Raw genomic sequence first — 20415 nt, forward strand, 5'->3', positions numbered from 1 at the left:
CGTCAGATTTCCTGAACTTCGAGAATGCCGGGGATCACTTCGAGGCTGTCCCGCAGCTTGGGCGATATCTTGTATCGGTCGGCAAGCGTCAACTCAACCTGCCTGCTCATCTCCGGCAGGTTGAGCGTGACGTGCACGAAACCCTTGCCCCGCCCGCCGGTCTCGAGAATCTGGCGCACGATATCAAAGGGCGCTTCCTCGTCGATGACCAGCCGCAGTCCCGTCCCGGCCAGCGCCACCACGTCATCGACCGACTGCATCGACTGCGCGACCAGCTTGGGCGCATCGTTCTCCATTCTGGCCTCGACGGTCAGCACGACGGCCTTGTTCACCTCCAGCATGTCGCGATTGGCCGAGAGCTGCTGGGAAAAGAACATCACCTCGAACGCCCCGCTGGAATCGGACAGCTCGACGAAGGCGTAGGGCTTGCCCTTCTGCGACTTGCGCTCCTGGACCCGCGAGATCACGCCGGCCAGCCGGAAGCCGGTCATGCCGGTCAGCATCCGCGCATGCGCCTCGGACCAGACCAGCACGTTCTGCTGCGTCAGCGCGCGCTTGTAGGCATCGAGCGGATGCGACGTCAGGAAAAAGCCGACCGCATCGAACTCGTGCGAGAGCTTTTCCATGGTGGACCAGTCACGCACCGTCGGCAGCTTCAGCGCCACCACGTCACCGCCCGCCGCTCCGCCGAACAGGCCGACCTGGCTCGACGCCCTTTCGTTGGCGGCGGCGGTCGCGTGGCGCAGCACGGTCTCGACCGCCTCGAAGGACTGGCCGCGATTGCCATTGAGGCAATCGAATGCGCCGGCCCGGACCAGATTCTCCAGCTGCCGCTTGTTGACCTGGCGCGGATCGAGCCGCCGCGACAGGTCGCTCAGGTCGCGGAATGCTCCGTCCTTCTCCCGCTCGGCGACCAGGGTTTCCATGGCGCCCGTGCCCACATTCTTGACGGCGGCGAGCGCATAACGAACACCGAAGCGGCCCTCGCCCAGATCCTCGACCTCGAACTCCACGCCCGACTTGTTGATGTCCGGCGGCAGAAGCGGAATCGACAGCCGCTCCAGCTCGCGGCGGAACATGTTCAGCTTGTCGGTATTGCCCGCGTCGAGCGACATCGAGGCGGCCAGGAACTCGACCGGGTAGTTCGCCTTCAGCCAGGCCGTCTGATAGGCGACCAGCGCATAGGCCGCCGCGTGACTCTTGTTGAAGCCATAGCCGGCGAACTTGTCCACGAGATTGAAGATGAAGCTGGCCTGTTCGGGATCGACGCCCTTGGCCGATGCGCCCTGCACGAAGCTGGCGCGCTGGGCGTCCATCTCCTCCTGCTTCTTCTTGCCCATGGCGCGGCGCAGCAGATCGGCCTGCCCCAGGCTGTAGCCGGCCAGGATCTGGGCGATCTGCATCACCTGTTCCTGATAGATGATGACGCCGTAGGTCTCCTCCAGCACCGGCCGCAGCCAGTCGTGCATGTAGGTCGGCGCTTCCTCGCCGTGCTTGCGCTTCACATAGGTCGGGATGTTGTCCATCGGACCGGGGCGATACAGCGCCACGAGCGCGATGATGTCCTCGAAGGAATCGGGCTTGAGCGTCTTGAGCACGTCGCGCATGCCCGAACTTTCAAGCTGGAAGATACCCGCCGCGTCGCCCTTCGCGAGCATCCTGAACGTCTTCTCGTCATCGAGCGGCAGCCGCGCGATATCGATCTCGATCCCGCGCCGCCGGATGAACCGCACGGCGCGCTCGATCACCGTTAGCGTCTTCAGGCCGAGGAAATCGAACTTCACCAGCCCTGCCGGCTCGACCCACTTCATGTTGAACTGGGTCACCGGCATTGGCGAGCGCGGATCGCGATAGAGCGGCACCAATTCGTCCAGCGGCCGGTCGCCGATCACCACGCCGGCCGCGTGAGTCGACGCGTTGCGGTAGAGCCCCTCCAGTTTCAACGCCGTCTCCAGCAGATGGGCGACCGCCTGGTCACCGTCCCGCTCGGCCTGCAGTCTCGGCTCTCCGGCGATCGCCTCGGCCAGCGTGACCGGTTTGGCAGGATTGTTCGGCACCATGCGGCACAGCCGGTCGACCTGTCCGTACGGCATTTCCAGCACGCGGCCGACGTCGCGCAGCGCCGCGCGGGCCTGCAGCTTGCCGAAGGTAATGATCTGCGCGACCTGATCGAAGCCGTACTTGTCCTGCACGTAACTGATGACCTGGCCGCGCTTTTCCTGGCAGAAATCGATGTCGAAATCGGGCATCGACACGCGCTCGGGATTCAGGAAGCGCTCGAACAGCAACCCGAATCGCAGCGGATCGAGATCGGTGATCTGCAGCGCCCAGGCCGCGACCGATCCGGCGCCCGAACCACGTCCCGGTCCGACGGGCACGTCGTGATCCTTGGCCCACTTGATGAAGTCGGACACGATCAGGAAATAGCCGGGGAAGCCCATGCGGATGATGACGTCGAGCTCGAATTCGAGCCGCTTCTCGTAATCCTCGGCCGTGAAGCCGTCCTGGAACACGACCTGTTCCAGACGCAGCGTCAGTCCCTCGCGCGCCTGCCGGCGCAGTTCCTCGACCTCGTCGCCGTCGCGGGAGAATTTCGGCAGGATCGGCTTGTGGGTGCTGACCATGAAGGCGCAGCGCCGGGCGATCACCACCGTATTGTCGATCGCTTCCGGCAGGTCGGCGAACAGCACCTTCATCTCTTCAGCCGACTTGAAATAGTGCTCCGGCGTCACGCGGCGTCGCTCGGTCTGTCCCACATAGGCGCCGCCCGCGATGCACAGCAGCGCGTCATGGGCCTCGTACATGTCCTTCTTGGCGAAATAGACGTCGTTGGTGGCGACGAGCGGCAGGTCGAGCCGGTAGGCGATGTCGAGAAACGCACCTTCGGTGCGCTGCTCGTCATCCTGCATGTGGCGCTGGATCTCGATATAGGTGCGGCCCTGGAACGCCTCGGCGATACGCTTGGCCAGATCCTCGGCGGCGGCGGCCTGATTCTGCTGAACCAATCGCCCGAGCGGTCCTTCCGGGCCGCCCGACAGCAGCAGCAGCCCCTCATTGGCCTGCAGCAACGCGTCAAGCATCACCTTCGGTTCCGAGGTCGCGTCGGACTCCATGAACGAGCGGCTGACCAGCTTTATGAGGTTGCGGTAGCCGGTCTCGTTCTGCACCAGCAACACGACGGGCGCGGCGTCGGCCGCCGTCTGGCCAAGCGCCGCCTGGGCATAGGCGACGCGGACGATGCAGCCGATGATCGGCTGGATTCCGGCCTCCGACAGCAGCACCGACTGCTCCAGCGCGCCGAACAGATTCCCGGTATCGGTCACCGCCACCGCCGGCATCCTGTGCGCGGCGCACAGCTTGGTCAGCGCCTTGAGATGGATGGCGCCTTCCGACAGCGAGTAGGACGAATGGACCCGAAGATGGATGAAATCTGCCAATGCCTCGTCCTATACCGGGAAACCAGAATCAACAATACCGGGTTGGCGATGTGCGGACAATCGGTCGCGGTGACCTCGAAGGTAGCTCATAGGGTTGAACATATGAGCATACATATGAGAAGGTGACGAGATAATACCTGAATGAGGTTGCCTGATGGGATCTGCACGGCCTTTAATAATTTCACTTTTAACCGCTTTACAGTTACCTGCTTCTGCCCAGTCAGAACAAATCACAAGCTCACAGTCAGATTTGACAGTTATAACCTACCCAGCGCAGAAACCGAAAAGTCCTATTTCTCAACCCGATTACCCCGCTTCCTCAGTGTTCAATAACGAAGAAGGAGCAGTTATATTGAAATTCAACGTGAGGGTCGATGGCAGCGTTGATCCTTCGACAATCGTCGTGGGAGAAAGCAGCGGCTTCAGATCACTCGACATGGCCGCAATTGCGGAAGCTGAAAAATGGACGTTTGAGCCTGGTACAAAAAACGGAAAACCTGTCGAAAGTCCGCACCATTTTCGTGTGGTTTTCGAGCTCCGAGGCCAGGGCGGGCCTGTAATGGAAATGCGGGCAGAGGACTTTCCTGGAACGCTCAACGGCGATCCTGGCCTCCCTTTCGTCCCGATGAACATCGAAGGCGGCGACGGTTACGCCCCCTGAGCCCCTACCCCGCCTCCAGCACCCCATTATGCATGAGGATCCGCCGGTCCATGCGGTCGGCGAGCGCGCCGTTGTGGGTGGCGATGAGAGCGGCGACGCCGTCCTCGCGGGCGATGCGGAGCAGTTCGGCGAACACCGCGTCGGCGGTCGCCTCGTCCAGATTGCCGGTCGGCTCGTCGGCATAGAGCACCTTGGGGTTGTTAGCGAGCGCCCGCGCGATGGCGACGCGCTGCTGTTCGCCGCCGGACAGCTGCGCTGGGTAATGGTCGAGCCGCTGACCCAGCCCCAGGCGCGACAGCAGGTCGCGGGCCCGCTCGCGCGCCTTGTCCGGCGTCTTGCCGGCCACCATCTGCGGCAGCGCCACATTGTCCTGAGCACTGAATTCGGGCAGCAGATTGTGGAACTGGTAGACGAAGCCCACGGTCTCGCGCCGGATCGCCGTCCGCTCGCTGTCGGACAGGCCCGCGCAGGAGCGGCCGCCAATGGCGATCTCGCCGCTGTCGGCGGTCTCCAGCAGGCCGGCGATGTGCAGCAGCGTGGATTTGCCGGCGCCGGAAGGCCCCAGCAGCGCGACGACCTCGCCGCGTGCGATCTCCACGCTCGCGCCGCGCAGCACCTCGAGCCGTCCCCGGCCCATGTCGAACCCCTTGCGGACATCGGACAGACGCAGCGCCGTGTTACTCATAGCGAAGCGCCTCCACGGGATCGAGGCTGGCCGCGCGCCAGGCCGGATAGATGGTCATCAGCAGACTGAGCAGCATGGCGATGCCGACGACCAGCCCGATCTCGACCGGATCGACCGTGGCGGGCAGGCCATCGATGCCATAGACCTCGGGCGGAAAGAAGGTCGTGTTCAGCATGCGGCCCAGCCCATCGAGAATCTGGTTCCGGAACTGCAGCAGGATCATGCCCACGGCAAACCCCAGCACCGTGCCGGTGATGCCGAGCATGCCGCCGCACAGAATGAAGATCTTCATCACCGATTGCCGCGACGCGCCGATGGTCCGCAGCACCGCGATGTCCCGGCCCTTGTCCTTCACCAGCATGATGAGGCTGGACATGATGTTGAACGCGGCCACGAGGATGATCAGCACCAGGATGACGAACATGACGTTGCGCTCGACCTTCAGCGCGCTGACCATGCCCGCGTTCAGATCCTCCCAGTTGATCAGCCGGAAACCGTCGCCGACCGCCTGCCTGACGCGCGGCTGGATCTGGGCGATGGCGCGTGGATCGCTCAGCACGATCTCGATCTCGCTGATCTGGTCCTTCAGTCGGAAATAGGTCTGCGCGTCTTCCATGGGCATGAAGACATAGGTCGTGTCGAACAGAACGTTGCCGACCGAGAAGATGGCGACGACCTGATAATCCCGCATGCGAGGCGCCGACCCGAACGGTGTCGCGGTGGTCTGCGGCGATACCAGCGTCACCAGATCGCCCGGGCGCACGCCGAGCGAATCCGCGAGCCGCGAGCCGAGAATGAGCGAATCGCCCGGCACGAAATCCTTCAGGTCGCCGGCGATGATCTTGCTGCGGCCATTGGAATCGACCTTCGCCACGTCGTGATGCATCAGGTCTTCCGGCCGGATACCATGAACCATGACGCCGGCGGACTGCCGCGGACCGACTGCCATGGCCTGTCCCTGCACGATGGGCCGCGCCGCGACGACGCCGTCGACCTTGCGCAGCTTGTCGACGATCGGCTGATAGTCGCGCAGCGGGTCGGTATAGGCCGTCTGGACCAGAATATGGCCGCGCAGGCCGAGGAGCTGGTTGATCAGCGTGTTCTGGAAGCCGTTCATCACCGACATCACGATGATCAGCGTCGCGACGCCGAGCAGGATGCCGACGACCGACAGCACGGCTGTCAGTGAAATGAACCCGTCCTTGCGCCGCGCCCTGAGGTAGCGCAGCGCCATCATCCATTCGAAGGCGGCGATCATCAGGCCCCGGCCAGCAGGCGGCTGATGGCGGCTTCGGCCGAGAGTTCCTCGGTCTGTCCCGTCGCCCTTGTCTTGAACTCGACGACGCCGGCCTTGACGCCGCGCGGTCCGACCACGACCTGGTACGGCAGGCCGATCAGATCGGCATCGGCGAATTTCACGCCGGGCCGTTCGTCGCGGTCGTCGTAGAGCGTGTCGATGCCCGCGTGCTGGAAGCGCTCATACAGGCCATCCGCGGTCACGGTGCAGTCGGCGTCGGTGGGACGCAGATTGATCAGCGCCGTATCGAAGGGCGACACGCTCCTCGGCCAGATGATGCCATTCTCGTCATGGCTGGCCTCGATGATCGCGCCGACCAGGCGCGAGACCCCGATGCCGTATGACCCCATCTCGGCCGTCACCATCTCCCCGGTCGCCGAAGCAACGGAGGCGCCCATCGGGGCGGAGTACTTGGTGCCGAAATAGAAGATGTGACCCACTTCGATGCCGCGGCGCTGGCGCAGGCGCTCGGCGGGAATCGGGCAATTGTTCGCGTCGTGCTTTTCATCGGCGGCCGCATACAGGCTTTCCAGCTCGGCGACCATGTCGAGGTCGGCGTTCAGCATCTGCTCGGCGGTGTAGCTCTCGAACTTCTCGTCGAAATAGACGTCGCTCTCGCCCGTGTCGGCAAGGATGTGGAACTCATGGCTCATATTGCCGCCGATGGCGCCTGGGTCGGCATGGACCGGCACCGCGCGCAGGCCCATGCGGGCAAAGGTGCGAAGATAGGCGACGAACATGTTGAGGTAGGAGTTGCGCGCGCCCTCCTTGTCGAGGTCGAAGGAATAGGCGTCCTTCATCAGGAACTCGCGGCCCCGCATCACGCCGAAGCGCGGGCGGATCTCGTCCCGGAACTTCCACTGGATGTGATAGAGATTTTTCGGCAGGTCGCGATAGCTGCGGACCGAGCTTGCGAAGATGTCGGTGATCAGCTCCTCGTTGGTCGGCCCATAGAGCAGTTCGCGATCATTGCGGTCGACGATGCGCAGCATTTCCTTGCCGTAGTCGTCATAGCGACCGCTCTTGCGCCACAGGTCCGAGGACTGGATCGTGGGCATCAGCATTTCCTGGGCTCCGGCCCGGTCCTGCTCCTCGCGGACGATCTGCTCGATCTTGCGCAGCACCTTGAAGCCGAGCGGCAGCCAGGAATAGATGCCCGCCGAAGACTGACGGATCATGCCGGCGCGCAGCATCAACCGGTGCGAGGCGATCTGCGCCTCGGTGGGTGTTTCCTTCATGGTCGGCAGGAAAAATACGGAACGGCGCATGATGGACTGGATCACTCCCGGCTGGTCTCGCTGTACAGGCGCGAGACTTTAGGGCCGCAGCGCGTCTAAAGCAATTGGCGCCCGCGTACCGCGGAAGCCCGCTGTGGTGTTTTTGCAACAGGCGACGGAAAAGTAACACGCGGCAGGCATTGAAGGCCGTTGGGTCGATGACAGGCCCGAACAAATCACCTACATTCCAATCATCAACGAAGCGCGGCGGACAAAAAACAACAAGCCAGCGCAAACAAACAGGCACCGAGCAACTGCAAAGTGGTCCAAGTTTGGGGAGTTAAAGTTCCTAGGGAGGGGACTTAACAAGTCAAGAACGGCGAAATGCCGATAAATAAAAATTTAGACTATCAAAAAAGCAGGCTTTCTTGAAAGCCTGCTTTTTTCTTTATCAGGTTGTGTCACGAGAAAGACGTCTTTGTGCCACGATGCCCGACGCCCCCGCGAGAGAGCCCGTTATCCGTGGAAGTTGGGTCTGAGGGAGATGAGCCCCGAGCCCTGGATCCAGAAATAGATCCCCCACAGGGCGGCCGCGATCAGGCTCGCGGCCAGCACCTTGCGCCAGATATAAGGGTTGACCGGGGCGCTGTCGGCATGACCCGGCTCGGCGTCACCACCGGCCTCGCGCGAGGTCCGGACACCGACCGGCAGCAGGGTGAAGAACACCAGCCACCACAGGATCACATAGACGACAATTCCCGATACGGGGCCCATGGAGCGCCCGTCAGATTTGTTCGATTTCGACGAGCGTGCCGCAGAAATCCTTGGGCGACAGGAACAGCACCGGCTTGCCGTGAGCGCCGATGCGCGGCTCGCCATCACCCAGGATGGTGGCGCCCTCACCCTTCAGTTTGTCACGAGCCGACAGGATGTCCTCGACCTCGTAGCAGACGTGGTGGATCCCGCCCGACTTGTTCTTTTCGAGGAACTTGGCGATCGGCGATGTCTCGCCCAGCGGATGCAGCAGCTCGATCTTGGTATTCGGCAGCTCGACGAAGACGGTGGTCACGCCGTGTTCGGGCATGTCGACCGCTTCCGTGACCTTGGCGCCCAGCGTATCGCGATACACGGCGGAGGCGGCGGCCAAATCAGGAACCGCGATGGCAACATGGTTGAGACGCCCGATCATCATGCACTCCTTTTGTCGGCTGACCCCTATTTAGGATTTTCGCCAGTCGGCGGCAATCGCAGAATCTGCACGTCCGTCACCGGCTTCTTGTCCGTCGTCTGCCGCACGGTGCGCCGCGCGGCGACGCGGACCCCCTCGCGCAGCACGGCATCGTCGCGCCGCTGGCCGCGCGGCATGCCCTTGACCGCATTCAGGACCGCGTCGGCGATAGCGCCGGCCAGCCCGCCTTCGTCGGGAATACCGAACAGGGTGACCGCAGGATCGGTCAGCAGGCGCCCCTCCGCGTCGACACCGAGCGCGATCACCAGATGGCCATTATGCAGGCCGCGCCGGCGCTCGACGATGGAGACGCTGTCATCGGCGACGAGGACGGTCCCGTCCCGGACCAGGCGCCCCGCCGTCACACGGTCGATGATCTCCGGATTGCCCGGCGCCAGCCGGATCAGCGTGCCGTTGGCGGGCACGACGCACCGGGGGACCTGAAGTTCGCGGGCCAGATCGGCGTGCTCGAACAGGTGGCGCGCCTCGCCATGCACCGGCACAGCGATTTCCGGCCGAATCCATTGATACATGCGGGACAGCTCCTCCCGCCCCGGATGGCCGGAGACATGAACGAACTCGTCCTTCTCGGTGATGATCTTGACACCCTTCTTGGCCAGCTCGTTGTAGAGCCTTCCCAGCGCCAGTTCATTGCCCGGAATGATCTTCGATGAGAAGATCACCGTGTCGCCTTCGGTGAGCGCCACGTTCTGGTTGTCGCCGCCGGCGATGCGCGCCATGGCGCCGCGCGGCTCGCCCTGGCTGCCGGTACAAATCAGCAGCACCTTATCCCTGGGCAGGTAGCCGGCCTCGGCCTCGTCGACGAAAGGCGGCAGATTGGTGAGGTATCCGGTCTCCTGGGCAATCGCCACGTTTCGCCGCAGCGAGCGGCCGACCAGCACCGCATGCCGGTCATGGGCGCGCGCCACTTCGGCCAGCGTCTCGAGACGGGCGATGTTGGAGGCAAAGGCCGTGATGGCGACCCGGCCGGTTTCCTTGCCGACCAACTCGAGCAGATGCCGGCGCACGTCCGCCTCGGACCCGCTCGCGCTCGGGTTGAACACGTTCGTGGAGTCGCAGACCATGGCCAGAACGCCCTCCTCACCCAGGGCCGCGAGAGCACCCTCGTCCAGCGGATGGCCGATCAGCGGATCGGGGTCGATCTTCCAGTCGCCGGTGTGAAAGATCGTCCCGAGCGGCGTCCGGATCGCCAGCGCGCTGGGCTCGGCGATGGAATGGGTGAGCGTCATGAATTCGACGTCGAACGGACCGAGCGTGATCCGGCTGCCCAGAGCCACCTCGATGATCGGCACCTCGTGCAGCAGGCCCACTTCCGCCAGCTTGGCGCGCAGGATCGCGGCTGTGAACGGCGTGGCATAGACGGGACACCGCAGGCGCGGCCACAGATACGGCACCGCGCCGAGATGGTCTTCATGGGCGTGGGTGAGGACCATGCCGACCAGCTTGTCGCGGCGCGCGGCGATGAAGCTGGGATCGGGCATCACCAGGTCGATGCCGGGCAGCGAGGGCGTTCCGAAGCTCACGCCGAGATCGACGATCAGCCACTGATCGTCATACCCGAACACGTTCAGGTTCATCCCGATTTCGCCCGCTCCCCCGAGCGGAACGAACAGCAATTCCTTTTCAGTCATGCCCGTCCTCAAATCGCACCGGGGAAATAAACATCTCCCGCGGTGATATGCCGGGTCACGCCCGGTGACGTTTCGACCACCAGCGCGCCCGTCTTATCCAGTTCGGCGAACCGGCCGACGACGGTCTCGTCGCCGAGCATGACCTGAATGGTCTGCCCGAGACGGTAGGCGCGGATCAGCCAATCAGTGCGAACGGAAGCAAAGCCAAGGTCGCGCCATGCGGCGTAACGTAGCTCGAAGGCCTCCAGCAACCACGTCAAAGCCGTGTCCGGATCCACATCACCCAGTCCCGCGTTGGCGAAGTCGGTCGCCGCGTAGGGCGTGTCCGCCGGATGGCTGGCCAGATTCAGCCCCATCCCGACGATCATGGCGTCGACCCTCGCACCGGTGGACGATGCTTCGAGCAGGATGCCGCAGATCTTGGCGCCGTCCACAAGGACGTCGTTCGGCCACTTCAGCGCCACCCTGTCACCCGCGCCGGCCTTGATGAGCACGTCGCTGACGGCCAGCGCGCTCACAAAGGAGAGTTGGGCCGCCTGCGCGAGCGGCAGATCCGGCTTCAGCAGCAGCGAGACGAAGAGATTGCCCGGCTCGGACATCCAGGAGCGGCCGCGCCGACCCCTGCCCGCCGTCTGGCGCTTGGCCCAGTAGACGGTGCGGTCGGCGGCGTCAGTGGCATTGCGCCGCGCTTCCTCATTGGTGCTGTCGATACTGTCGAAGATCGCGATGCTGTATCCGTCCGGCAGACGGGGCAATACAAGTCCCCTACTGGAACAGCGAACGCGCGGCGTAACCGGCGGCGCCGACAACCGAAGCGGACAGGAGCGGTACCGCGAAGAGTACCGTCACGAGCGCCGACGCGGAGGCGACGACCTTGATCCCCATGCCGGTATCGACGTCGAAGGCCGGCGCGGGCTCGTCGAAGTACATGACCTTGATGATCCGCAGGTAGTAATAGCAGCTCACGGCGCTGGCCAGGGCGCCAATGATCGCCAGCGCGATCAGGCCGGCATCCACGGCGGCGATGAACACATAGAACTTGCCGAAGAACCCGGCGAGCGGCGGAATGCCGGCCATCGAGAACATGAACACCGCCAGCGCCAGCGCCATGGCCGGACGGGTGCGCGACAGCCCTGCGAGATCGGCGATGGATTCGGTGGCCCCATCCTTGCGGCGCATGGCGATGATCAGCGCGAAGGTGCCCACGTTCATCGCCAGATAGATGGCGAGATAGACGAGGACCGACGTCACCCCTTCCGGCGTGGCCGCCGCGAGCCCCATCAGCGCATAGCCCACATGACCGATGGAGCTGTAGGCCATCAGCCGCTTGATGTTGGTCTGCATGATGGCGAAGACCGCGCCAACCGCCATGGAGGCAATCGACAGGAACACCAGGATCTGCTGCCACTGGTCACTGATCTCGGGGAACGCGCCGAACATGGTACGCACGAACAACGCGGTCGCCGCGATCTTGGGCGCCACGGCGAAGAACGCCGTAACCGGCGTCGGCGCACCTTCGTAGACGTCAGGCGTCCACATGTGGAACGGCACCGCCGACACCTTGAACGCGAGGCCGGCGATCAGGAACACGAGACCGATCAGCAGGCCCATCGGCACCGCGCCCTCGCTGCTGACCGAGGCGGCGATCAGGTCGAAGTTGGTGGCGCCCGTGTAACCGTAGATCAGCGAGCAGCCATAGAGCAGCATTCCGGACGACAGGGCGCCCAACACGAAGTACTTCAGACCCGCCTCGGTGGAACGGGCCGAATCCCGGCTCATGGACGCCAGTACATAGAGCGCGAGGCTCTGCAGCTCGATCCCCATATAGAGCGAGATCAGGTCGTTGGCCGAGACCATCATCAGCATGCCCAGCGTGGCGAGCACGATGAGCACCGGATACTCGAAGCGGCGCAGGTTCTCGCGCTCCAGATAGTCCGTGGACACGATGATGGAGATCGCCGATCCGGCCAGGATCAGGATCTTGCAGAAGCTGGAGAAGGAATCCGACACGAACATGCCGGCGAAAGTCACGCTGCGGGTCTCGTAGCCGGGGATGACGGCAATGGCCGTTCCGGCGAGCAGCAGAACCGCGAGCAGCGACACCGTGCGCAAAGAGGTCTTCTCGTTGCTGAACACGCCGATCATCAGCAACGCCAGCGCGCCAACGGCCAGGATGATTTCCGGAAGCGCCGGAAGAAGGGCCGGTACCTCGATCATGGATGCGCTCCCTGAGCGATCGCGGGTTGCGCCGATTCATGGGCGGCCAGCGCCGCGTCGTAATTCTGCAGCAGATTGTCGACGGAGACGTGCATGACGTCGAGGAACGAGCCCGGGAAGATGCCCATCCAGAACACCAGGACGATCAGCGGCGCGAAGATCAGCTTCTCGCGCGGCGACAGATCGACCAGCTTCTTCAGGTCTTCCTTGGTCAGGTCTCCGAAAATCACGCGGCGATAAAGCCACAGCATGTAGGCGGCGCCCAGCACCAGACCGGTCGAGGCCAGCGCCGCGACCAGGATGTTGCCTTGGAAGACACCCAGCAGGACGAGGAATTCGCCGACGAAACCGCTCGTGCCCGGCAGACCGACCGAGGCCATGGTGAACACCATGAAGACCAGCGCATAGCGCGGCATGTTGTTCACGAGGCCGCCATAGCGATCGATTTCGCGGGTGTGCAGCCGGTCATAGACGACGCCGACGCACAGGAACAACGCGCCTGAGACGATACCGTGGCTGAGCATCTGGAAGATGCTGCCCTCGACGCCCTGCGGGTTCATGATGAACATGCCCAGCGTGACGAAGCCCATGTGAGCAACGGACGAATAGGCGATCAGCTTCTTCATGTCCTGCTGCATCAGCGCGACCAGCGAGGTGTAGATCACGGCGATGACCGACAAGGCGAAGACGAGCGGCGCGAAATAGTCACTCGCCACCGGGAACATGGGCAGCGAGAAGCGCAGGAAACCGTAGCCGCCCATCTTCAGCAGCACGCCGGCCAGGATCACCGAACCGGCGGTCGGCGCCTCCACGTGCGCGTCCGGCAGCCAGGTATGCACCGGCCACATGGGCATTTTCACCGCGAACGAGGCGAAGAACGCGAGCCATAGCCATGTCTGCAGCTCGGGCGAGAAATGGTCGCCGGTCAGCAGCTCCGGGATACTGGTGGTGCCGGAGTAAATGTAGATGGCGATCATCGCCAGCAGCATCAGCAGCGAGCCGACCAGGGTGTACAGGAAGAACTTGAACGAGGCGTAGATCTTACGCGCGCCGCCCCAGACACCGATGATCAGGAACATCGGGATCAGGCCGGCCTCGAAGAACAGATAGAACAGCACCAGATCCAGCGCGCAGAACACGCCGATCATCAGCGTCTCGAGCAGCAGGAACGCGATCATGTATTCGCGCACGCGCTTGGTGATCGAGGTCCAGCTGGCCAGGATGCAGATCGGCATCAGGAAGGTGGTCAGGATCACGAACAGCATGGAGATGCCGTCGACACCCATGCGGTAATGGATCGCGCCGCCCAGCCATTCCCGGTCCTCGACGAACTGGAAGGCCGGGGTCGAATAGTCGAATCCGATCCACAGCAGCAGCGAGACCACGAAGGTCGCCGTCGTGGTGAGCAACGCCACCGCGCGCACATTGCGCGCGACCTGTTCCTCATCCCCGCGCGGCAACAGCGCGAACAGCGCCCCCAGCAGCGGCAGGAACGTGATGAGGGAAAGAAGCGGCCAGTCGGTCATCAGTGTCCCCCGCCCATGCGGAACATGTACCAGGTGACGAAGCCCGCCACGCCGATGAGCATCGCGAATGCGTAGTGGTAGAGATATCCGGTCTGCAACAGACGCGCCTTACGGGCCACGAAGCCGATCACCGCGGTTACGCCGTCAGGCCCATAGCCGTCGATGACCTTGCCGTCGCCCTTCTTCCAAAGCTGGAAGCCGAGCCACTTGGCCGGTCGCACGAACAGGGCGTCGTACAGTTCGTCGAAGTACCACTTGTTCAGCAGGAACCGGTAGAGGGGCGCATTGGTCTTGGCGATCGACCCCGGAATGTCGGGGCGGCGGACGTAGAAGAACCACGACAACCCCAGCCCGGCGACGCCCATCACCAGCGGCAGGTACTTGACCCAAGCCGGGACATGGTGCGCGGCCTCGAGGACGTTCGGACCGGCCACGAAGAGCGCCTTGCCCCAGAACTCGGCATAGTGGTGGCCGACGAAATACTCATAGAACACGAGACCCGACAGAATGGCGCCCGCGACCAGGACGACCAGCGGCACCAGCATGATCTTCGGCGATTCATGGACGTGATGCATCACTTCATGGCTCGCGCGCGGCTTGCCGTGGAACGTCATGAACAGCAGACGCCCCGAATAGAACGCCGTCATGAACGCGGCGGCGATACCCATCCAGTACGCGTACTGCCCGACCGAGGTCCCGGCCGCGAAGGCGGATTCCAGCACCATGTCCTTGGAGAAGTACCCGGCGAAGGGCGGTATGCCGGCGAGCGCCAGTGAACCTATCCACATCATGGCGTAGGTGATCGGCATCAGCTTCCAGACGCCGCCCATCTTGCGCATGTCCTGTTCGTTGGACATGCCATGAATCACCGACCCGGCGCCAAGGAACAGCAGCGCCTTGAAGAAGGCATGCGTGAACAGGTGGAACACGGCCGCGCCATATGCCGAGACGCCCAGCGCGAAGAACATGTAGCCCAGCTGCGAACAGGTCGAATAGGCGATGACGCGCTTGATGTCGTTCTGCACCAGGCCGACGGTGGCGGCGAAGAACGCGGTAGAGGCGCCAATGATGGTCACCACCATCAAGGTCGTGGGCGCCAGTTCGAACAGGGGCGAGCAGCGCGCCACCATGAACACGCCCGCCGTCACCATGGTGGCGGCGTGGATCAGCGCGGACACCGGCGTCGGGCCTTCCATGGCGTCCGGCAGCCAGGTGTGAAGGCCCAGCTGGGCCGACTTGCCCATGGCGCCGATGAACAGCAGGATGGTGATGGTCGTCAGCAGGTCGAACTGGTAGCCCAGGAACTCGATGCTCTTGTTTACCATGGTGGGCGCGGCGGCGAAGACCGTCTCGAACTCCACCGAGTTGAACGCGAGGAACACCGCGAAGATACCGAGCGCGAAACCGAAATCGCCGACCCGGTTCACCAGGAACGCCTTGATGGCGGCGGCGTTTGCCGACGGCTTCTTGTACCAGAAGCCGATCAGCAGATAGGACGCGACACCCACGCCTTCCCAGCCGAAGAACATCTGCACGAAATTGTCGGCGGTCACCAGCATCAGCATGGCGAAGGTGAACAGCGACAGGTAGGCCATGAACCGCGGCTTGTGCGGATCGTGGCTCATATAGCCGATCGAGTAGAGATGGACGATCGAGGAGACGACGTTGACGACGACCAGCATGATGGCGGTCAGCGTGTCGATCTTGAATGCCCAGTTGATCCTGAAGTCGCCGGACAACATCCATTCGGCCAGCACCTGATGGTGCACCGTATGGCCCATGGCGATCTCGGAGAACGCCCAGACGGACAGTAGGGCCGACGTGATGACGGCGCCGCAGGTGACGATCTGCGCGCCGCGGTCGCCGATCCAGCGGCCGCCGAAACCGGCGACGATGGCCGCGAACAGGGGCAGGAATACGATCAGGGAATACATCTGTCCCTCACCCCTTCATCTGGCTGATGTCTTCCACGGCGATGGTGCCGCGGTTACGGAAATAGATCACCAGGATCGCGAGGCCGATGGCGGCTTCGCCCGCCGCGACGGTCAGCACGAACAGCGCGAAGACCTGGCCGACCAGATTGCCGAGGAAGGTCGAGAACGCCACCAGGTTGATGTTGACGGCGAGCAGCATGAGCTCGACCGACATCAGGATGATGATCACGTTCTTCCGGTTCAGGAAGATACCGAAAATCCCGAGGGTGAACAGGATCGCGGCGACGGTGAGATAATGTGAAAGGCCGATGTCCATCTCAGATACCCTGCCCCGGCGGAATTTTCTTCACTTCGATGGTGGTCTTGGGATCACGATAGACCTGGCTCGAAATGTTCTGCTTCTTGACTCCCGGACGGGTCCGGTGGGTCAGCACGATGGCGCCGATCATGGCCACCAGCAGGACCAGCCCAGCCGTCTGGAACGCATAGACATACTGTGTGTAGATGACGCGGCCGAGCGCTTCGGTATTGGTCAGGCCCGCGACGGAAGCCTGAGGCTCGCTCAGCCCTTGAACGGCCGGCGCGAACTGCCACACACCGAGGACCATCAGGAGCTCAACCAGAAGAATCAGGCCGATCAGGACGCCGATGGGCAGATACTGCAGAAATCCCTGCCGCAGTTCCGTGAAGTTGATGTCGAGCATCATGACCACGAACAGGAACAGCACGGCCACGGCGCCCACATAGACGATTACCAGAATCATGGCGATGAATTCGGCGCCGATCAGCACGAACAGGCCCGCCGACGTGAAGAACGCCAGGATCAGGTACAGCACGGAATGCACCGGGTTACGCGCCGATATCACCAGGAAGCCGGCGGCGACGGTGATCGCGGCGAAAAGATAGAATGTGATCGTTTGCAGGATCATCCGGTGAGCGTTCCTGGTTACGGCTTCTTTCGGCCGGGTTCTTAACGGTAGGGTGCGTCGGCTGCAAGGTTCGCGGCGATCTCGCGTTCCCAGCGGTCGCCGTTCGCCAGCAGCTTGTCCTTGTTGTAGTAGAGCTCCTCGCGCGTTTCAGTCGCGAACTCGAAATTCGGCCCTTCCACGATGGCGTCCACTGGGCAGGCTTCCTGGCAGAAGCCGCAATAGATGCACTTCACCATATCGATGTCGTAGCGCGTGGTGCGGCGCGAACCGTCGGCGCGCGGTTCGGCCTCGATGGTGATGGCCTGCGCGGGACAGATCGCCTCGCACAGCTTGCAGGCGATGCAGCGTTCCTCGCCGTTGGGATAGCGGCGCAGCGCGTGTTCGCCGCGAAAGCGCGGGCTGAGCGGACCCTTCTCATAGGGGTAGTTGATGGTCTGCTTGGCCTTGAAGAAATACTTCAGGGTCAGCGCCATGGCCTGCACGAACTCCCAGAGGAGGATCGTCTTGGCGGCGCGTGAGAAGCTCGTCATGGCGTGCTCCTAACCTTTGTTCGGCAGCAGGTCGAACGCGACCAGGAAGCCCGACACCACCACGACCGCGCCGAGGGAAATCGGAAGGAAAACCTTCCAACCCAGACGCATGAGCTGATCGTAGCGATAGCGCGGCACGGCCGCCTTCACCCACGAGAAGACGAAGAAGAAGATGGCGATCTTGATGATCAGCCAGATCGGTCCCGGCACCCAGTTAAACGGCGCGATGTCGACCGGCGGCAACCAGCCCCCGAAGAACAGGACCGACATCATCGCGCACATCAGCAGGATGTTCGCGTACTCGCCCAGCCAGAACAGGGCGAAGGTCATGGACGAGTATTCGACCTGATAGCCGGCGACAAGCTCGGCTTCCGCCTCGGGCAGATCGAAGGGAGGACGATTGGTTTCCGCCAGTGCCGAGATCAGGAAGATGATGAACATCGGGAACAGCGGAATGAAGTACCAGAGGCCCCGCTGCGCCTCGACGATGTCGTTGAGGTTGAGCGAGCCGACGCACAGCAGCACCGTGATCAGCACGAAGCCGATGGAGACTTCGTAGGACACCATCTGCGCCGCCGAGCGGAGGCCGCCCAGGAACGGGTAGCGCGAGTTGGATGCCCAGCCCGACATGATGATGCCGTAGACGCCCAGCGACGAGACGGCGAACAGGTAAAGGATACCGACATTGATGTCGGAAATGACCAGTTTCACCTCGCCCCAGTAGCCCCAGGGAATCACCGCCCACGAGACCATGGCCAGCACGAAGCTGATGACCGGCGCGACGACGAAGACCACCTTGTTGGCGCTTGCCGGAATGACGGTTTCCTTGAGCACCAGCTTGAGGCCGTCGGCGAAGCTCTGCAGCAGGCCGAACGGGCCAACCACGTTCGGGCCGCGCCGCAGCTGCATGGCGGCCCAGATCTTCCGGTCGAAATAGATGACGAAGGCGACGGCCACGACGACGGGCAGCATGACTGCGAGAATACCGCCCAGCATCCACAGGCCGGGATAGGCGTAGCCTTCGAGGAAAGCATTATCCATGAGTGCCGGTCCCTTCCCGCGCGACCTGGCCCACGGCGGTACATTCCTCCATGGTCACGGACGCGCGGCAGATCGGATTGGTCAGGTAGTGCTGCCGGATCGTCGACGTGAATGGCGTATCGCCCAGCGCGCCGGACCGGCCGAACTGGCCCCAGGCCGCCGGCACCACATCATTGATCGCGGTCGCATGAGGCACCGCGTCGGCGATACGGCGGCGCAACTGCGCCAGATTGTCATAGGGCAGCTTGCGGCCAACCACGTCCGACAGGGCGCGGATGATGGTCCAGTCCTCGCGGGCATCGCCCGGCGGAAAGACGGCGCGCTTGCCGAGTTGCACGCGACCTTCCGTATTGATCCAGGTCGCGTTCTTTTCGGTGTAGGCGGCACCCGGCAGGATGACGTCGGCGTGACGCACGCCGGCATCGCCATGGCTGCCCTGATACACCACGAAAGCGTTCCTCAGACGATCGACATCCAACTCGTCGGCATGCAGCAGGAAGACCGTGTCGATCTCGCCGCTTTCCGCGCCGGCGAGAATGCCTTCCACGTCGCGTCCGCCCTGCCCGGGCACGAAACCGAGATCGAGACCGCCCACGCGCGCGGCGGCGGTATGCAGCACGTTGAAACCGTTCCAGCCATCACCGATAAGCCCGTAGGCATCGGCGAGTTGACGGGCCAGATCCAGGATCGCCGCGCCGTCCTGACGCGCGAGCGCGCCCTGGCCGAGAATGATCATGGGACGCTGCGCGCCGCGCAGCGCTTCGGCGAAGGAATGGGCGCCCGAGACAACGTCGCTGAGGGTTTCCGGACCGGCACCAAGATAATCGTAATCATAGGTCAGTTCGGGCCGTTCGCCGATGACCGCCACCTTCAGACCGCCCGTCAGCCAGCGCTGGCGGATTCGGGCGTTGACGATGGGCGCCTCGATGCGTGGATTCGATCCGACGATCAGCAGAGCGTCGGCCTGATCGATCCCGGTGATCGTGCTGTTGAACAGGTACGACGCGCGCGAGGATGCATCGAGCCGGGCGCCGTCCTGACGGCAATCAATGTTGGCGGAACCGAGCGCGGCCATCAGGTCCTTCAACGCCGCCATGGCTTCCACATCAGCGAGATCGCCGGCGATGGCCGCGATCCGCATGCCGTCAACCTGCGCGATACGCGCGGCGATGGTCTCGAATGCCTCGTTCCAGCTCGCCTCGACCAGCTTGCCGTCGCGGCGCACATACGGCCGGTCCAGCCTGCGGCGGCGAAGCCCGTCATAGGCGAAACGGGTCTTGTCCGAAATCCATTCCTGATTGATGTCCTCATTGAGGCGCGGCAGCACACGCATGACTTCCTTGCCGCGCGCATCGACCCGGATGTTGGAGCCGACGGCATCGTGCACGTCGACGCTCTCGGTCTTCTCCAGCTCCCAGGAGCGCGCGGTGAAGGCATAGGGCTTGGACGTCAGGGCACCCACCGGGCACAGATCGATGACGTTGCCGGACAGTTCCGACGTCATGGCCTGTTCCAGATAGGTCGTGATCTCCATGTGCTCGCCGCGACCGACCGCGCCGATCTCCTCGACACCGGCGACTTCCTCGGCGAAGCGGACACAACGGGTGCAGTGAATACAGCGGGTCATGACCGTCTTGATCAGTGGCCCCATGTACTTCTCTTTGACCGCGCGCTTGTTCTCGTGGAAGCGGCTCGAGCCGGCGCCATAGGCGATGCTCTGGTCCTGGAGGTCGCACTCGCCGCCCTGGTCGCAGATCGGGCAATCGAGCGGATGGTTGATCAGCAGGAACTCCATCACGCCTTCGCGGGCCTTCTTGACCTGCGGCGTGTTGGTATGGATCACCATGTTGTCGGCGGCCGGCATGGCGCAGCTGGCGATCGGCTTGGGAGACTTCTCCTGCTCGACCAGGCACATGCGGCAATTGCCCGCGATGGAGAGGCGCTCGTGGTAACAGAAGCGCGGGACCTCGACGCCGACGATCTCACATGCCTGCAAGACCGTGGTGCCCGGTTCGACCGTGACCTGCTGTCCGTCAATGGTAAGCGTCGGCATTCCCCGTC

General features: G+C 63.3%; 17 protein-coding genes. 1 reads left to right on the forward strand and 16 read right to left on the reverse strand.

Features of this window, described 5'->3' with window-relative positions:
• Positions 1-2: 2 nt before the first annotated feature.
• Complete coding sequence (gene dnaE / locus WJU17_RS03755) at positions 3-3437, reverse strand: DNA polymerase III subunit alpha (protein WP_346326000.1); 3435 nt, start codon at positions 3435-3437, stop codon at positions 3-5.
• A gap of 154 nt (positions 3438-3591) precedes the next feature.
• Here dnaE and WJU17_RS03760 point away from each other — a divergent pair, with 154 nt between their 5' ends.
• Positions 3592-4098 (forward strand): energy transducer TonB, encoded by a 507-nt coding sequence (locus WJU17_RS03760; protein WP_346326001.1) that lies wholly within the window; start codon positions 3592-3594, stop codon positions 4096-4098.
• A gap of 4 nt (positions 4099-4102) precedes the next feature.
• On the opposite strand, the gene WJU17_RS03765 is transcribed toward WJU17_RS03760, so the two are convergent.
• From WJU17_RS03765 to nuoG, 15 genes are all read right to left on the reverse strand, one after another.
• Positions 4103-4783, reverse strand: coding sequence for an ABC transporter ATP-binding protein (locus tag WJU17_RS03765; RefSeq protein ID WP_346326002.1), 681 nt, complete (start codon positions 4781-4783; stop codon positions 4103-4105).
• Complete coding sequence (locus WJU17_RS03770) at positions 4776-6041, reverse strand: lipoprotein-releasing ABC transporter permease subunit (RefSeq protein WP_346326003.1); 1266 nt, start codon at positions 6039-6041, stop codon at positions 4776-4778. The genes WJU17_RS03765 and WJU17_RS03770 overlap by 8 nt, the downstream gene beginning before the upstream one ends.
• Positions 6041-7348 carry a proline--tRNA ligase gene (gene proS, locus WJU17_RS03775; RefSeq protein ID WP_346326004.1) on the reverse strand — a complete coding sequence of 436 codons (1308 nt, stop codon included), beginning with the start codon at positions 7346-7348 and terminating at the stop codon, positions 6041-6043. The genes WJU17_RS03770 and proS overlap by 1 nt, the downstream gene beginning before the upstream one ends.
• A gap of 465 nt (positions 7349-7813) precedes the next feature.
• Positions 7814-8071: a DUF1467 family protein gene (locus WJU17_RS03780; protein ID WP_346326005.1), complete on the reverse strand. Its 258-nt coding sequence runs from the start codon at positions 8069-8071 to the stop codon at positions 7814-7816.
• A 10-nt stretch (positions 8072-8081) separates the two neighbouring features.
• Positions 8082-8486, reverse strand: coding sequence for a methylmalonyl-CoA epimerase (gene mce / locus WJU17_RS03785; RefSeq protein ID WP_346327389.1), 405 nt, complete (start codon positions 8484-8486; stop codon positions 8082-8084).
• Between the two features lie 26 nt (positions 8487-8512).
• Entirely contained in the window at positions 8513-10177 is a 1665-nt protein-coding gene (locus tag WJU17_RS03790) for a ribonuclease J (RefSeq protein ID WP_346326006.1), read from the reverse strand.
• An 8-nt stretch (positions 10178-10185) separates the two neighbouring features.
• Positions 10186-10932: a biotin--[acetyl-CoA-carboxylase] ligase gene (locus tag WJU17_RS03795; protein ID WP_346326007.1), complete on the reverse strand. Its 747-nt coding sequence runs from the start codon at positions 10930-10932 to the stop codon at positions 10186-10188.
• A 10-nt stretch (positions 10933-10942) separates the two neighbouring features.
• Positions 10943-12394, reverse strand: coding sequence for an NADH-quinone oxidoreductase subunit NuoN (gene nuoN, locus WJU17_RS03800; RefSeq protein ID WP_346326008.1), 1452 nt, complete (start codon positions 12392-12394; stop codon positions 10943-10945).
• On the reverse strand, positions 12391-13920 hold the full coding sequence (locus WJU17_RS03805) for an NADH-quinone oxidoreductase subunit M (RefSeq protein WP_346326009.1): 1530 nt from the start codon (positions 13918-13920) through the stop codon (positions 12391-12393). Before WJU17_RS03805 ends, nuoN begins: the two co-directional genes overlap by 4 nt.
• The gene (nuoL, locus tag WJU17_RS03810; protein ID WP_346326010.1) at positions 13920-15854 is read right to left on the reverse strand and encodes an NADH-quinone oxidoreductase subunit L; all 1935 of its coding nucleotides are present in this window, start codon (positions 15852-15854) and stop codon (positions 13920-13922) included. The genes WJU17_RS03805 and nuoL overlap by 1 nt, the downstream gene beginning before the upstream one ends.
• Before the next feature lie 7 nt (positions 15855-15861).
• The gene (gene nuoK, locus WJU17_RS03815; protein ID WP_346326011.1) at positions 15862-16170 is read right to left on the reverse strand and encodes an NADH-quinone oxidoreductase subunit NuoK; all 309 of its coding nucleotides are present in this window, start codon (positions 16168-16170) and stop codon (positions 15862-15864) included.
• A 1-nt stretch (position 16171) separates the two neighbouring features.
• Positions 16172-16783, reverse strand: coding sequence for an NADH-quinone oxidoreductase subunit J (locus WJU17_RS03820; RefSeq protein ID WP_346326012.1), 612 nt, complete (start codon positions 16781-16783; stop codon positions 16172-16174).
• A gap of 41 nt (positions 16784-16824) precedes the next feature.
• Complete coding sequence (gene nuoI, locus WJU17_RS03825) at positions 16825-17313, reverse strand: NADH-quinone oxidoreductase subunit NuoI (protein WP_346326013.1); 489 nt, start codon at positions 17311-17313, stop codon at positions 16825-16827.
• Positions 17314-17322: 9 nt separating this feature from the next.
• Positions 17323-18354: an NADH-quinone oxidoreductase subunit NuoH gene (gene nuoH / locus WJU17_RS03830; protein ID WP_346326014.1), complete on the reverse strand. Its 1032-nt coding sequence runs from the start codon at positions 18352-18354 to the stop codon at positions 17323-17325.
• On the reverse strand, positions 18347-20407 hold the full coding sequence (gene nuoG / locus WJU17_RS03835) for an NADH-quinone oxidoreductase subunit NuoG (RefSeq protein WP_346326015.1): 2061 nt from the start codon (positions 20405-20407) through the stop codon (positions 18347-18349). Before nuoG ends, nuoH begins: the two co-directional genes overlap by 8 nt.
• Between the last annotated feature and the right edge of the window lie 8 nt (positions 20408-20415).

Source organism: Iodidimonas sp. SYSU 1G8 (genome assembly GCF_039655775.1).
GTDB lineage: Bacteria > Pseudomonadota > Alphaproteobacteria > SMXS01 > SMXS01 > RI-34.